The 14,996-nt window shown below is 41.8% G+C and carries 15 protein-coding genes; 14 read left to right on the forward strand and 1 reads right to left on the reverse strand.

Annotated features, from left to right (window positions below; translation table 11 throughout):
* The first annotated feature begins 212 nt into the window (after positions 1–212).
* The 11 genes from HYS07_09745 (at position 213) to lptB (ending at position 10,126) form a co-directional block, all read left to right on the forward strand.
* A complete protein-coding gene (locus tag HYS07_09745; protein MBI1871462.1) occupies positions 213–995 on the forward strand; it encodes a DUF3108 domain-containing protein in 783 nt (260 codons plus the stop codon).
* 158 nt (positions 996–1,153) lie between these two features.
* Complete coding sequence (gene rfaE1, locus HYS07_09750; protein ID MBI1871463.1) at positions 1,154–2,134, forward strand: D-glycero-beta-D-manno-heptose-7-phosphate kinase; 981 nt, start codon at positions 1,154–1,156, stop codon at positions 2,132–2,134.
* Positions 2,124–2,738, forward strand: coding sequence for an HAD-IIIA family hydrolase (locus tag HYS07_09755; GenBank protein ID MBI1871464.1), 615 nt, complete (start codon positions 2,124–2,126; stop codon positions 2,736–2,738). Before rfaE1 ends, HYS07_09755 begins: the two co-directional genes overlap by 11 nt.
* Before the next feature lie 11 nt (positions 2,739–2,749).
* Positions 2,750–3,475: a 3-deoxy-manno-octulosonate cytidylyltransferase gene (gene kdsB / locus HYS07_09760; GenBank protein MBI1871465.1), complete on the forward strand. Its 726-nt coding sequence runs from the start codon at positions 2,750–2,752 to the stop codon at positions 3,473–3,475.
* A 173-nt stretch (positions 3,476–3,648) separates the two neighbouring features.
* A complete protein-coding gene (locus HYS07_09765; protein MBI1871466.1) occupies positions 3,649–5,274 on the forward strand; it encodes a CTP synthase in 1,626 nt (541 codons plus the stop codon).
* Between the two features lie 112 nt (positions 5,275–5,386).
* Complete coding sequence (gene kdsA, locus HYS07_09770; GenBank protein MBI1871467.1) at positions 5,387–6,244, forward strand: 3-deoxy-8-phosphooctulonate synthase; 858 nt, start codon at positions 5,387–5,389, stop codon at positions 6,242–6,244.
* A gap of 148 nt (positions 6,245–6,392) precedes the next feature.
* The gene (locus HYS07_09775; protein MBI1871468.1) at positions 6,393–7,382 is read left to right on the forward strand and encodes a KpsF/GutQ family sugar-phosphate isomerase; all 990 of its coding nucleotides are present in this window, start codon (positions 6,393–6,395) and stop codon (positions 7,380–7,382) included.
* A gap of 143 nt (positions 7,383–7,525) precedes the next feature.
* Positions 7,526–8,068: an HAD hydrolase family protein gene (locus tag HYS07_09780; GenBank protein ID MBI1871469.1), complete on the forward strand. Its 543-nt coding sequence runs from the start codon at positions 7,526–7,528 to the stop codon at positions 8,066–8,068.
* Between the two features lie 125 nt (positions 8,069–8,193).
* Entirely contained in the window at positions 8,194–8,595 is a 402-nt protein-coding gene (lptC, locus tag HYS07_09785) for an LPS export ABC transporter periplasmic protein LptC (protein MBI1871470.1), read from the forward strand.
* Between the two features lie 174 nt (positions 8,596–8,769).
* Positions 8,770–9,300: an LptA/OstA family protein gene (locus HYS07_09790; protein ID MBI1871471.1), complete on the forward strand. Its 531-nt coding sequence runs from the start codon at positions 8,770–8,772 to the stop codon at positions 9,298–9,300.
* 103 nt (positions 9,301–9,403) lie between these two features.
* Entirely contained in the window at positions 9,404–10,126 is a 723-nt protein-coding gene (gene lptB / locus HYS07_09795) for an LPS export ABC transporter ATP-binding protein (GenBank protein MBI1871472.1), read from the forward strand.
* Here lptB and HYS07_09800 read toward each other — a convergent pair whose 3' ends face one another.
* A complete protein-coding gene (locus HYS07_09800) occupies positions 10,127–10,732 on the reverse strand; it encodes a sigma-70 family RNA polymerase sigma factor (protein ID MBI1871473.1) in 606 nt (201 codons plus the stop codon).
* A 490-nt stretch (positions 10,733–11,222) separates the two neighbouring features.
* On the opposite strand from HYS07_09800, the gene HYS07_09805 reads away from it, so the two are divergent.
* From HYS07_09805 to HYS07_09815, 3 genes are all read left to right on the forward strand, one after another.
* Positions 11,223–12,539 carry a homoserine dehydrogenase gene (locus HYS07_09805; GenBank protein MBI1871474.1) on the forward strand — a complete coding sequence of 439 codons (1,317 nt, stop codon included), beginning with the start codon at positions 11,223–11,225 and terminating at the stop codon, positions 12,537–12,539.
* Between the two features lies 1 nt (position 12,540).
* Positions 12,541–13,602 carry a threonine synthase gene (locus tag HYS07_09810; GenBank protein ID MBI1871475.1) on the forward strand — a complete coding sequence of 354 codons (1,062 nt, stop codon included), beginning with the start codon at positions 12,541–12,543 and terminating at the stop codon, positions 13,600–13,602.
* A gap of 166 nt (positions 13,603–13,768) precedes the next feature.
* Positions 13,769–14,989 (forward strand): aspartate kinase, encoded by a 1,221-nt coding sequence (locus HYS07_09815; GenBank protein MBI1871476.1) that lies wholly within the window; start codon positions 13,769–13,771, stop codon positions 14,987–14,989.
* Positions 14,990–14,996 lie beyond the last annotated feature (7 nt).

Below are 14,996 nucleotides of genomic sequence, written 5' to 3' on the forward strand. Positions count from 1 at the left end.
AAGTTCCCCTTACCGAAGCCACGGATCGTCCATCGCTTTTATATACCGTCAAAATTGAGTGAGGCTTACTGAAGAGCCGTATGCGGAAAATCCGCACGTACGGTTCCGTGAGGGGCATTGAAATATATGTCTACTCGACAGAAGTGCCGGATTTTTTAGTCTTTGAACTTTAAACTTTAAACCTTGAACTGTTTTTAGTAAAGTACGATTTCATGATGAAAAAGTTTTCATGGCTTTTGTTGTGGGCTACAATTATTTTTTCTTTTCCGAGCATCTTCAAGGGCGAAGAAGTATCTCAAACGAGAGGTCCTCTTTTGGGGGAGAAGCTCACCTATGCTCTTCGCTGGGGAGTTCTTCCGATTGGATGGGCCACGCTTCATGTCTCTTCCATTGAAGAGTACGAGGGACATCCTGTTTATCATGTGGTTGTCAAAGGATGGTCCAATGCCTTTCTTTCGACTTTCTACAAAGTAAGGGACTATGCTGAAACTTACATCGATGTTGATGGCCTTTTCTCGTGGAAATTTTACAAAAAACAATTTGAAGGGGGATATCAATCTGAAGAAGTAATGGAGTATGATCAGAACCGTCATCATGCCGTGTATCATTCTCTTAAAAATGGTTCGATGAAGGAAATGGATATTCCTCCTAAAGTTCAGGATACCTTGTCGGCCATTTACCTTTTTAGAACACTAGCCCTCAAAACGGGAGAGAGTGTTTTTATGGATGTGAATGCCGATGAGAAGAATTGGCATTTAGAAATTAAGGTTCTGGATTTTAAGAAGGATTGGGAAGTTCGTCGTTTAGGAATTTTTGATGCTTTTTATGTTGAGCCCCTTGCCGAATTTAAGGGGTTGGTTGAGAAACGTGGAAAAGTCTGGGTTTGGATTTCAGCCGATCGACGTCGACTTCCGCTGCTTGTTAAAAGCAAGCTCCCCTTTGGAAGTGTGACGGCAACGTTGGTGAAGGTGGAAGTGGTAAGACACGATGGATGAGGGATGATGGGCTCAAGGCTCGAGGCTCGAAGCTCGAGGCAAAAGCAAAAAAAGCAGAAGTATTTACCTCGAGCCTTGAGCCTCGAGCTTCGAGCCAGTCAGAATTTTAAAACTCTTTATTGACTTTTTAGGCCTCTTTCTATTTGATGGTGCACATCATGCAACTCAAATTTAAAAAAATACTATCTTCATTTAAAAATGCTAAGGTTTTTGTTGTTGGGGATTTGATCTTAGATTGTTTTGTGTGGGGAAAGGTTCGGCGTATTTCTCCTGAGGCCCCTGTTCCAGTGGTGGAGGTTGAAAGGGATTCTTTTGTTCCTGGAGGGGCTGCGAATGTTGCCCATAATATGTGTGCATTGGGTGCAAAGGTCTGGCTTGCAGGAATTGTCGGAAAGGATGATGAAGGGAAGCGTCTTTTGACCCAGCTTAAAGAGCGTGGCATGATGACAGAAACCATAAGGGTTGATTCATCGCGTTCCACGTCCTTAAAAACAAGGGTGGTTGCCCATCATCAACAAGTGGTTCGTATCGACCGTGAGGTTTTATCAGAACTTAAAGAAGATTATTTAAAGAAAATTTTGAATGACTTCAAACGTTTAAGTCCTTCAATGGATGCTTTGGTGATTGAAGATTATGGAAAAGGAGTGGTCACTCAAGCATTGGTTTCACAGCTGATTTTGATCGCAAAAGATCGTTCAATTCCGGTTGCAGTTGATCCTAAAAAAGGACATCTTTTAGATTATCAGGGAATTAGTTTTACAACGCCTAATCTTGAGGAGGCAGCCTATTTTGCGGGCGTAGAGGATGGAAAAGAAGTTTCGGTCGAAGAGATTGGAAAAATTTTGTTAGAAAAATGGCAATGTCAGGCGGTTCTCGTTACTTTGGGAGAGAAGGGGATGTGTCTTTTTGAGAAAGATAAAAACCCTTATTTTATTCCCACACAGGCACGTGAGGTCTATGATGTGAGTGGAGCCGGGGATACGGTGATTGGAACCTTTGTGCTGTCGGTGATTGGGGGAGCTCACTTCAAAGAGGCAGCTCAGTTGGCCAATCTTTCAGCAGGGATTGTGGTCGGTAAATTGGGGACGGCGGTTGTTTTTAAAGATGAAATTGAGAAGGAGCTCGACAATGTCAGGTAAGATTAAAGCTGTTTTTCTGGATCGGGATGGCACTTTGAATGAGGATGTAGGTTATGTGAGTAAACCGGAAAATTTTAAACTCATTTCAGGAATTAAACCCCCTCTTCTTCTGTTGAGGCAAATGGGTTTTAAACTTTATGTGGTGACCAATCAATCTGGAATAGGCCGTGGAATGATCACACCGGAAAATTTAAATCTCATTCATGAAAAGATGTTAGAGGAGTTTAGTCAGGATGGTATTGATATTGATGACGTTTCTTTTTGCCCCCATCGACCCGAGGAAAAATGCCTGTGTCGAAAACCTCAAGCTAAAATGATTAAAGATTTGGCGAAAAAGCATCATATAGAACTCAACAATTCTTATGTGATTGGAGATAAGATCTCAGATGTTTTAACAGGAAAGAATGCCCAGTGTAAGACCATTCTCCTTCTTTCTGAAAATGAGGGGGTTAACTTGGATGAGGATGATGATGAATGGCCTTCCCCGGATTATGTTGCAGATGATTTGAGCGGGGCTGCCGAATGGATTTTGAAGGATAGCGGCGCGTTGGAAGCGATTAAGGTGGAGATTGGGTTAAAAAGCAGTTCAAAGTTAAAGGTTTAAAGAAAAAACAGATGAAAGTAATTGGTGTTATTCCTGCACGGCTTCATTCAACTCGATTTCCGGGAAAAGTGCTGGCCGATTTATGTGGGAAGCCGATGATTCAACATGTCTATGAGAGGGCGAGGCTTTCAAAATATTTAAGTGATTTGTGGGTGGCCTGTGATGATGCTTCCATTGTGAAGGCGGTCGAAAGTTTTGGAGGAAAGGTGAAACTCACTTCTTCCCATCATGTGAGTGGAACAGATCGTGTTGCAGAGATTGTCAAAGATATTCCATGTGATGGAGTGATCAATATTCAGGCGGATGAGCCTTTGCTAGGTTTATCCATGGTGGATCAAGTGGTTGAGGGACTTCTGGAGCCCGAGGCTTCAGTAAGCACCCTGGCAAAGGTTGTTGAAGAAGGGAAAGATTTTCGAAACCCCAATGTTGTGAAGGTGGTTTGTGACGAAAAGGGATTTGCTCTTTATTTTTCAAGGGCAGCTATTCCTTATTTAAAAAGTCCTCAAAAAGGAATTCCTTTTCAAGGGTTAAGGCATATTGGACTTTATGGATACAAAAAAGATTTTTTAATGGAATTTTCAAGGCGAAGTCCTTCCTCTCTCGAATTAATCGAGAGTTTGGAGCAGTTGAGAGTTCTTGAAATGGGGCGAAAAATAAAGGTCGTGCTGACAAGTGAAAATTCAATAGGGGTGGATACCCCGGAGGATTTAGCCCGAGTTTCTCGTCAGATTTCGTAGCGAGACCGTCAAGTCCGCTTTGGATGCGAGGAAGACGACCGAGGCCGTACGAGACGTACTCGACAGTACGTTGAGTAGGGCCGACCGAGTCTGACGACGCAGACGAGGCGGACTTGACGGTCGCAGTAGAAATGTGATGAGAAATTTGGGCAAAAGGAGGTGAAAAAACTTTTATGGCAAAGTACATCTTTATAACGGGTGGTGTTATTTCTTCTTTGGGAAAAGGAATTGCTTCTGCTTCGATTGCACGTTTGCTTGAGGAAGCAGGTTTAAAAGTTACCCTTCAAAAACTTGATCCCTACATTAATGTGGATCCTGGAACGATGAGTCCTTATCAGCATGGCGAAGTTTATGTGACGGAGGATGGGGCTGAGACCGATTTGGATTTAGGACATTATGAACGGTTTACGTCTGCAAAAATGACCAAGGCCAATAATTTTACAACGGGACAGGTTTATGACACCGTGATTAAAAAAGAACGTCGAGGAGACTATTTAGGAAGAACGGTTCAGGTGGTTCCTCATATTATTGATGAGATTAAAAGGCGAATTCGCCGCTTGAGCGAACTGGATCCCTCCTTGGAGGTTATCATTGGAGAAGTAGGGGGAACCGTAGGGGATATTGAAGGACTTCCGTTTTTGGAGGCCATTCGTCAATTTCGTCTTGATTTGGGCGCTCAAAATATTCTTTATATCCATTTGACCTATGTTCCTTATATTCGGGCAGCGGAGGAGATGAAGACCAAGCCTACTCAGCATAGCGTGGGGACACTACGCCAGATTGGTATTCAACCGGATATTCTGCTTTGCCGGACTGAACTTGACCTTTCAGAGGATGTAAAGAGAAAAATCGCCCTTTTTTGTAATGTGGATCCCAAGGCAGTCATTCAGGCAAAGGACGTTGATTCTATTTATAAAGTCCCTCAACTGTTTGCCCAGGAAGGTTTGGGGGAACTCATTATTCAAAAGTTGGCTCTCAACGCAAAAAAATCTTACAGTACGCCCTTGAATGAGGTCATCAAAAGAATCGATCATCCTAAACAGATTGTTAAAATTGCGGTGGTCGGAAAATATATTGAGCATCAGGATGCCTATAAAAGTATTTACGAGGCCATTATCCATGGCGGGATTGCAAATGATGTCAAGGTCGAAGTGACAAAAGTAGATGCAGAAAAAATAGAAAAGGATGGGCCAGGTCTTTACCTCAAAGATGTCAATGGTATTCTCGTTCCTGGCGGATTTGGAACCCGTGGAATCGAAGGGAAAATTTCTGCGATTCAATATGCACGGGAAATGAAGGTTCCCTTTTTGGGAATTTGTTTAGGGATGCAGTGTGCTGTGATTGAATTTTCCCGTCATGCGTGTGGTTTGGATAAGGCCAATAGCAGTGAGTTTGAACCTGAAACGCCTCACCCTGTCATTTGCCTTCTTTCTGAGCAGCAGGGAGTTAAGAATTTAGGAGGGACGATGCGTTTGGGGGCCTCCGCTTCTGAGTTAAAACCCGGATCTAAAGTTTATAATATTTACGGGCGACATCGAGTGATTGAAAGGCATCGTCACCGTTATGAAGTGAATAATGCCTATCGGGAAATTTTAGAGAAAAAGGGTATGAAGATCACAGGAACAACTTCGGATGGAATGCTTGCTGAATTGATCGAATTAGAAAATCATCCCTGGTTTGTTGCTTGTCAATATCATCCTGAGTTTTGTTCAAAACCAGATTTTGCACATCCTCTTTTTGCAAGCTTTATTCAGGCAGCAGTGGAGAAATCAAATATCAAAAGTCAAATATCAAAATGACATATTAAAATTTAAAATTTTTCAATGTCCGAGTCAGTATAGAAATTTTGATATTTGGTTTGTCATTTTGATTTTTGATATTTGATTTTTGGATTTAAAAGTAGGTTGAATGATGACTGATACAACTTTTTCTCAGAAAGTAAAAGACATTAAAGTAGGCTCTATTTTCATTGGTTCTGGCCGTCCACTCGTTTTTATCGCGGGTCCTTGTGCGATTGAAAGTGAGTCGCACTGCCTGATGATGGCTAAGGCCCTTGACAAAATTTTTCGAGAGAGATCGCTTTCCTGGATTTTTAAGTCCTCTTACGACAAGGCAAATCGTACTTCCATTGAATCCTTTCGAGGACCGGGATTAAAAAAGGGATTGAAGATTTTAGAAAGAATAAAAAAAGAGGTGGGCGTTCCCATTCTCACAGATGTCCATTCTGTAGAAGAGGTTGATTGTGTGAGTGAGATCGCGGACATTGTTCAAATTCCCGCTTTTTTGTGTCGTCAAACGGATTTGATTGTGAGTGTGGCTAAAGAGGCTAAGGTTATTAATATTAAAAAAGGACAATTTCTGGCTCCCTGGGATGTAAGGAATGTGGTCAAAAAAGCTGCTCAGGCGGGGGCAAAAAACATTTTAGTAACGGAAAGAGGTTTTACCTTTGGTTATAACAATTTAGTAAGTGATATGAGGAGTTTGCCCATCCTACGTTCATTGAGTTATCCAGTTATCTTTGACGCGACGCACAGTGCTCAATTACCTGGGGGAGAGTCTAAAAGATCCGGGGGAGAGCGTCAGTTTGTTTTGCCTCTAGCCCGTGCAGCGGTTGCAGCCGGTTGTGATGGTCTTTTTATGGAAGTTCATCAAAATCCCGATCGAGCTCCTAGCGATGGACCGAATATGGTCCGTTTAGCCGATTTGCCAGAATTGCTCGATCAAGTTGTTGATATAGATGAGGTGGTGAGGAAATGGGGAGTGAGATGAAATTCAAATATCAAAAATCAAATATCAAAGTGACATATTAAAAATCAAAATGTTTCAATGTCTGGGTGCCTATAGAAATTTTGATGTTTGGTTTGTCGTTTTAATTTTTGATGTTTGATTTTTAAATTAAAAAAACATTGGATGAAAAATGAAAACAAAACTGAAAGAAGAATTATCCGAATCCTTACGGATTGCTCGCATGGTGATTAAGACCGAGGCCGAGGCGATTTTGGCGCTTTTGGATCGAATTGGAAATGAGTTTGAAGAGGCTGTGGAACTCCTTTATCGCTGTGAGGGCAAGGTCATTGTTACAGGGATGGGGAAGCCAGGTATCATCGCTCGAAAGATATCGGCAACCTTTAATAGTACGGGAACGCCCTCTCAATTTATTCATCCAGCTGAGGCCAGTCACGGAGATTTGGGAACGGTGCTAGAAAAGGATGTGATTGTTATTATTTCAAACAGTGGTGAAACGGATGAGATTAAGAATCTCCTTCCTTTTCTAAGGCGTTTGGGCGCAAAGGTGATTGGGATGACCGGAAATCTTCAATCAACTTTAGCAAAGACGGCCGATATTGTTTTAGATATATCCATTCAAAAAGAGGCATGTCCTTTGGGGCTTGCTCCTACGGCCAGTACCACGGTGAGTCTTGTGATTGGTGATGCCTTATGCATGGCCCTTCTAGAGAAAAAGGGAATTAAACCTGAGGATTATGCCCTCTTTCATCCGGGGGGTAGCCTCGGTAAAAAACTGACGCTTCGGGTCAGCGATATTATGAGAACAGGGGATATGAACCCCATTGTTCGTTCAAATCTATGCGTCAAAGATGTTCTTTTACGGATTACCTCGGCTCATGCAGGTGCAGCCAGTGTGATTGATGAATCTGGACTTCTAATTGGAATTTTCACAGATGGAGATCTTCGTAGACACCTGGAAGGGGATTCGAATGTTCTTCATCGAAATGTGCGGGATTTGATGACGCCACATCCTAGGACGGTTGAGAGAGATAAAATGGCTGTGGAGGCTTTAAAGATTATGAAGGATTTGCGGATCGATGAACTTCCGGTGATCGATAGTGAAGGACGTCCTGTGGGGCTTTTGGATGTTCAGGATTTGATTAAGAATGGGATATTTTAACAAAATCAAAAATTAAAAATCAAAATGCAAAATGACAAATCAAAATTTAAAATGTCTCAAAAAAACGCTGCAGATAAATTTTGGATTTTAATATGTCATTTTAATGTTTGATTTTTGGTATTTGATTTCATTTTTTATGGGCTATGAGTGAATTTAAAGATAAACGTGTGGTTCATTCTTCTATTCTAAAGAAAATCAAAGTCCTCGCCATGGATGTCGATGGTGTGTTGACGGATGGCGTTATTTATTTGGATAAAAAAGGTGATGAGTTTAAAACTTTTCACGCCTTAGATGGTTTAGGGATTGTTCTTGCTAAGAAGTCGGGGCTTAGAACTGCATTGATCAGTGCGCGTGAATCCCTTGCTTTGACCAGACGTGCAAAAGAATTGGGGGTGGATGCGCTCTATCAAAATCGTTTGGAAAAGAAAGAAGCTTTTCTCGATCTGGTCAGAAAGTTTTCGGTCACTCCCAAGGAAGTGTGCTATGTGGGGGATGATTTGATTGATCTGGTCATTTTACGTCAGGTTGGTTTTCCAGTGGCTGTTTCAAATGCAGTCGAAGAAGTTAAAGAACACAGCTTTTATGTAACGTCTCATTCAGGAGGACGAGGTGCTGTTCGTGAGGTTATCGAAATGATTCTTAAAGCTCAAGGGAAATGGGAAGAGATTGTAGAAAAATATCTTTAGGGCTTCAAAAGTAGGAAAGTGGGTGTTTATGAAAGTATTTGAGGTTATAAATTTTTTTCAAGAGAGGTAGCGGGGCTTTCAAGAAGGATGGATGTAATCTGAAATCTAAAGTTTTCTTTTCCTTTTTGCTTCTAGCTTCTAGCCTCAAGCCATCTCTCCTAGCTGACTCTTCGACAGGAGAGATAACAGGTGGATTTCGTTTTGTTTCCCCAGGCTTTGAAAATCAAAAACGTTGGAAGGTTGAAGGTGAAAAAGCTCAATTCCTTCCTGGAGATGAAATTGAGATTCGCCCTGTTCATGGAATTGTCTATGGACGCAATGAGCCCGATTATCTGATTGAAACAGAGTGGGCTCGGGTACACCAAACCACGAAGGATATATGGACCGATGCCCCCGTTAAGATTATCCGGGGTAATACGAAAGTTACAGGACTGGGGTTACGCTGGAATACTGGAAAGAAAACAGCAAGGATTGTCAGTCAAGTAAAAATGAATTTGGATTTGGGAGAAGCTAGAATTCAACGATGAAAATTCAAAAATCAAATATCAAAAATCAAAGTGACAAATCAAAATTTAAAATGTCTCCCTTGCAATAGCATTAGAAATTTTGGATCTTAATATGTCATTTTGCATTTTGATTTTTGAATTTTGAATTAACAGTTTATTTTCATCTATACGAGTGAACAGTTTATGGAGATAACAATGCAACTAAGGCGCAAGATGTCTTCCTATTGTTTGTTTTTTTTACGAGCCTACCTTTTGAGTTTTGGTTTCTGGTTTCTTGGAGTAGGACTTTCACTTTCTGCTGAAGAACCCAAGGCAAATTCTCAGACTACGATTACTTGTAAAGGGCCCTTGGATATGGATTATGATCATCATAAGGCTGTTTTTCATCAAGATGTTGTCGTGCGTGATCCTCGAATGAAGATGACTGCGGATGAAATGACCGTTTATTTTCAAGAAAAATCTAAAACCATTGATAAAGTGATTGCGGTGGGCCATGTCCGCTTTCGTAAGGAAGAAAAGAGCGCAAAGGCTAAGCAGGCGATTTATACTGCAGGGGATGGAAAAGTTGTGTTGACGGGGGACCCCATGGTAAAAAAAGGAGAGGATGTTATCACAGGAGAAAAAATTACATTTTACCGTGATGACAGTCGAATGTTGGTTGAACCTAACGCAAAGTTAGTACTCTATTCTGCTGGGAAAGACGGAGCTGAACAGGATTGGCTGTGACGATTTTAGATTTCGGATTTCGGATTGCGGAATTCTGGAATCATTATTTAAAGAATACGAAATCCATGATCCGAAATTAATTTAGGGAGTGAAACGACTTAACATGCAGCTTTTACGTACGGAAAATTTGGTAAAATCCTATCACCGAAAACGGGTGGTGAGTGAAGTCAATATTGATGTCAATGAAGGAGAAATTGTTGGGCTTCTGGGGCCCAATGGGGCTGGGAAGACCACTTCTTTCTATATGATTGTAGGGTTGGTGCGGGCTGATTTTGGAAAAGTCTTTTTTAAAAGCAAGGATGTAACTTTGATTCCGATGTCAACTCGTTCACGGCTGGGCATGGGATATCTTGCTCAGGAACCCTCGATCTTTCGTAAATTAACAGTGGAAGAAAATATTCTTGCGATTTTGGAAATGCTTCCTTTAAAACGTTCAGAGCGTAAGAAACGCTTGGTTGAATTAATGGATGAACTTGAACTTTCCCCTTTGGCAAACCATAAGGCCTATACCCTTTCAGGAGGAGAGAGACGTCGCCTTGAAATTACGCGAGCTTTAGTCACTCGCCCTTCTTTTCTGATGCTGGATGAGCCTTTCTCAGGGGTAGACCCTATTGCAGTGACAGATGTGCAAAAAATTCTTCAGGGATTAAAATCAAAAGGCCTCGGTATTCTTTTAACCGATCATAACGTGAGGGAAGCTCTTTCCGTCACAGACCGGACCTACCTTATTTATGAAGGAAAAGTTTTAAAGTCAGGGACCTCTGAATTTTTAGCCAATGATCCTGAAGCAAGAAAACTTTATTTGGGTGAAAAATTTTCAATGTAGTTACTTTTCCACTAGGTTCTTTACCCGAAGACGAGCTCGATTCAGACGGGATTTAACCGTTCCAATTCGGCAGCCTAAGACGTGACAAATTTCATCATAGGACATTCCCTTTACATCTCTTAGAAACATGGCTGTTCGGCTGGGTTTGTCTAAAGTGCGAATGGCATTTCTTACTTTTCTCATGGCCTCAGCGTGAACAATTTCTTCTAACGAAGAGGGACCCGGATCTGCAATTTTGTCGACCAGCTCTCCCCCATTTCTATCACTGGGTTCATTGAGGGAAATGGCGATGTGCTTTCGACGTTGGGTCCACCAACGGCGTCGACGTTGGCAAAGCTTTACAACAATACCCAAAAGCCATGTTGAAAATTTGGATTTCCCTTTAATTTTTTTAATGTCTTGAAAGGCCTGTATGAAAGCTTCCTGTTCAATGTCTTTTGCTTCATCAGGATCTCCAAGATTTTTTAAGGCGATCGCATAGACCTCTTTCTGAAATCTAAAAATGAGTTCCTCAAATGAGGCTCGATCTCCGCTTTGAGATTTCAGAATAAGGCTTTCTTCAGGAACGTGGCCCAACGGTCGCTCGAAAGAAACTGGGGTTAGCATAAACCCTCCCTTTTGATTTTCAACGACAGAGTTTTTTCTAAAAACAAACTCTTTAATCATGATCTTTCGGGATGATCCCACCACCTGCTGTTGACCTTAGGGTTGTCCGACTTGTCGGACCCACCTTCGGTGGTACAGCAGGTGGTGGGATGATGAAATGACCCTCTCGAGGAAAATTCTTACGCGTCCCGCACCCTGTGAGACTAAACAATGGAGACATTACCACTAAGTTCATTATAACAAAATTGAGTGAAAGAGTTAAGAATTAACAAAATTAAGAGTCGTTCGGATCTTCTTCCATAAAATGGGATCCAATCACTCTCAGACTCACTCTTACTCAAGCGAAAATGTAAAAACTCTCTCCTCCCATCCTGATGGATCCCATAAGCCACTCACTCACGTGGTAGTTGGGAGCATTTTCCGCCTTGAAAGGGTGGAAAAGAGGGTGATATAGTGCTACCCTCATGGTTGTTCTTGAAGGAGATTATTTGTGGATTCTATTAAAGTGGGTTTAATTGGATTTGGAACAATCGGGACGGGAGTAGTCAGAATTCTTCAGGAGAATTCGGAGTTGATGACTTCCCGATCGGGTGTTCAGCTTGAACTGGTCAAGATTGCTGATCGAGATCTTAAGCGAAAACGGACAGTCGAGGTGAATCCTTCCTCATTGACGACGGATGCGGAAGAAATTCTGCGAGATCCTCAGATTCAAATTGTGATCGAGCTCGTGGGCGGGATTCATCCGGCGAAAGAATTTATTTTAAAGGCTTTAAAACAAGGTAAACACGTGGTCACGGCCAATAAGGCCTTATTGGCCGAACATGGGAAGGAATTGCTTGAAACGGCGGCCCGTTTGGGAAAAAATCTTTTTTTTGAAGCCAGTGTGGGTGGCGGGATTCCTGTCATTAAAGGTTTAAGGGAAGGTCTGGTTGGAAATCATTTTAAAGCTATTTATGGGATTGTCAATGGGACCGCGAATTATATTCTGACAAAAATGAGTTTTGAAAAGTTAAGTTTTGAGCAAGCCCTGAAAGAGGCAAAGGCCTTGGGATATGCAGAAGCGGATCCAACTTTTGATGTTAAGGGAATCGATTCAGCTCACAAGCTCGTTATTCTCGCCTCTCTAGCGTATGGACATTGGATCGATTTTGAAAAAGTTTATGTGGAAGGAATTACTGAAGTCACAGATCAGGATATTCATTATGCTCGTCAATTCGGCTATGATATTAAACTCTTGGCCATTACCAAAGATAAGGGTCGTTCGATTGAGGCACGAGTTCATCCAACCTTGATTCCGAGTTCTTATTTGCTGGCCTCGGTGCGTGGAGTTTATAATGCGATTTATTATCATGGAGATTATGTGGGGCGTGGGCTTTTTTACGGACGGGGAGCTGGAGAAAAACCGACGGCCAGTGCGGTGGTGAGTGATGTTATCGATATTGTGAAACAAATAAAAAGTCAAAAACCCGCTTTTGTTTTTGAGGAGAATCGTCAGTCCGAGACACGAATACAAAGTATCGATGAGCTTGAGTGTCGATGTTATTTAAGATTTTCTGCGCTTGACCAACCTGGAGTTTTGGCTAGAATTGCAGGAATTTTGGGAGAGCACCGAATTAGCATTTCATCGGTGATTCAAGATGAACGCCATGAAAGCGGGCCCGTTCCTGTGGTGATTATGACGCACGAGGCCAAGGAAAAAAATTTTCGAGAGGCCATTGAGAAAATAGATCGTTTGGATGTAATACGGCGTAAGACACTACGGATTCGAGTAGAAGAGGAAAAGGAAAAAGAAGAGGACGTGAAATAATATGTGGAAAGGAATTATTGATCATTATCGTGAATTCTTACCTGTGAGCGATCGTACACCCATTGTCACTTTGAATGAGGGGAATACCCCACTCATTTTTGGAAAGAATATCAGCAGCAGATTAGACGGAAAATTCAAACTTTTTTTTAAATTTGAGGGGGCCAATCCGACGGGTTCTTTTAAGGATCGAGGGATGACCCTGGCTATCTCAAAGGCTTTGGAAGAAGGGTCTAAAGCGGTGATATGCGCTTCAACAGGAAATACCTCAGCCGCCGCCGCCGCCTTTGCGGCTCAAGCAGGCATGAAGTGCATGGTACTGATCCCCAATGGATCCATTGCGCTCGGAAAATTAGCTCAAGCCCTTATTCATGGGACGATTGTTCTAGCAGTGGATGGCAGTTTTGATGATGCGTTAAGGGTTGTGAAAGAAGTGACACAAAAATATCCATTAACTTTGGTCAATTCAATCAATCCTTATCGGCTTGAGGGACAAAAAACAGCTGCTTTTGAAATTTGCGACTCTTTAGAAGGACGAGCTCCTGATTTTCATTTTATTCCTGTGGGAAATGCGGGAAATATTTCTGCCTATTGGCAAGGATACAGCGAATATTTTAAATTAAAAAAGTCTGATCGATTGCCTCGAATGATGGGATTCCAAGCAGCTGGGGCGGCTCCGATTGTAGAAGGGCATGTCATTGAAAAACCAGAAACAATTGCCACGGCGATTCGAATTGGAAATCCTGCGAATTGGCAGAAGGCCTTAAGTACGAAAGAAGAATCGAAAGGCCTGATTGATAAAGTAACGGATCAAGAAATTCTCGAAGCCTATCAAATCTTAGCTCACGATGAAGGTATTTTTTGTGAGCCGGCATCCGCCACCTCTTTAGCGGGATTTCTTAAATTACATCATCAAAATTTCTTTGAAGATCGGAAAAAAGAGGAAACCCTCATTACGCTGACTTTGACAGGCCATGGTTTAAAAGATCCTGATCGAGCGATTAAAACAGCAGGAGAGCCGCATGTGATTAAGCCAAGGATGGAAGAAGTGATTAAGTGGATGTGAATTAAATTCAAAATCCAAAAATCAAAATGCAAAATGACAGATTAAAACTCAAAGATTTTATAACGCTGGAGAAGGGAAACATTTTGGATTTTGGTATGTCATTTTGATTTTTGATATTTGATTTTTGGATTTTCTTGAAGGACCAACTTTTATTAGGGGTATTGTGATGTCGCTTGTTGTTCAAAAATATGGTGGAAGTTCGGTTGCCAATCCAGATCGCATTAAAAATGTAGCTCGAAAGATTGTTTCGGCTAAAAAAGCTGGGCATGATATGGTTGTGGTGGTATCCGCGCTTGGAGATACCACAGATGAGTTGATTGAATTGGCAGGAAAAATTACAGATACTCCGAGTGAGCGAGAGATGGATATGCTCATGGCAACAGGGGAGCAAATGTCAGCGGCCCTTTTATGTATGGCCATTCATGCCTTGGGACACTCTGCTATTTCATTCAACGGAGCTCAAGTTGGGATTTACACGGACAGTGTTCACACCAAGGCCAAGATTCGCAGTATTAGTACAGAACGGGTGCTTAATGCGCTAAAGGAAGGCAATATTGTTGTGGTTGCGGGTTTTCAGGGAGTGAATGAATCTCAGGACATTACAACCTTGGGGAGGGGTGGTTCCGATACGACAGCGGTTGCGCTTGCTGCGGTCTTAAAGGCGGATGAGTGTGAGATTTATACAGATGTGAATGGAATTTATACGACCGACCCTCGAATTGTTGCCGAGGCAAAAAGGATTCCAGAGATTTCTTATGATGAAATGCTTGAACTTGCCAGTTTAGGGGCCAAGGTGATGCATTCGCGTTCGATTGAATTTGCAAAAAAATATCATGTGAATATTCATGTCAGGTCTAGTTTTAATGATGAACCAGGAACGATGATTGTAAAGGAGGCGAAAGAAATGGAAGATGTAGTGATTCGGGGGGTGACCGCAGATAAAGATCAGGCGAAGGTGACGATCAGTAAAGTTCCCGATCGACCCGGTGTGGCGGCCAAGATTTTTAAAACTTTGGCCGAAGCTCATATCAATATTGATATGATTATTCAGAATGTGAGTGAACAGGGACAAACGGATATTTCATTTACAGTTGCCCAGACTGATTTATCGAAAACTCTAAGCGTTTTAAAAGATATTGCAAAAAAGGTGGGGGCTCAAAAGGTAGATTCTGATGACAAAATTGCCAAGGTTTCTGTTGTGGGTATTGGTATGAAAAGTCACTCTGGAGTTGCAGCAATGCTTTTTGAAGCGCTAGCGAATGAGGGGATTAATATTGGAATGATCAGCACTTCAGAGATTAAAATTTCATGTGTCATTAAAAGAGATCAAGCAGATAAAGCGGTGCAAACGGTGCACGAAAAATTTAATTTGGGTGAAAAAATATAATTCTAAA

Source organism: Chlamydiota bacterium, from assembly GCA_016178055.1.
Taxonomy (GTDB): domain Bacteria; phylum Auribacterota; class JACPWU01; order JACPWU01; family JACPWU01; genus JACOUC01.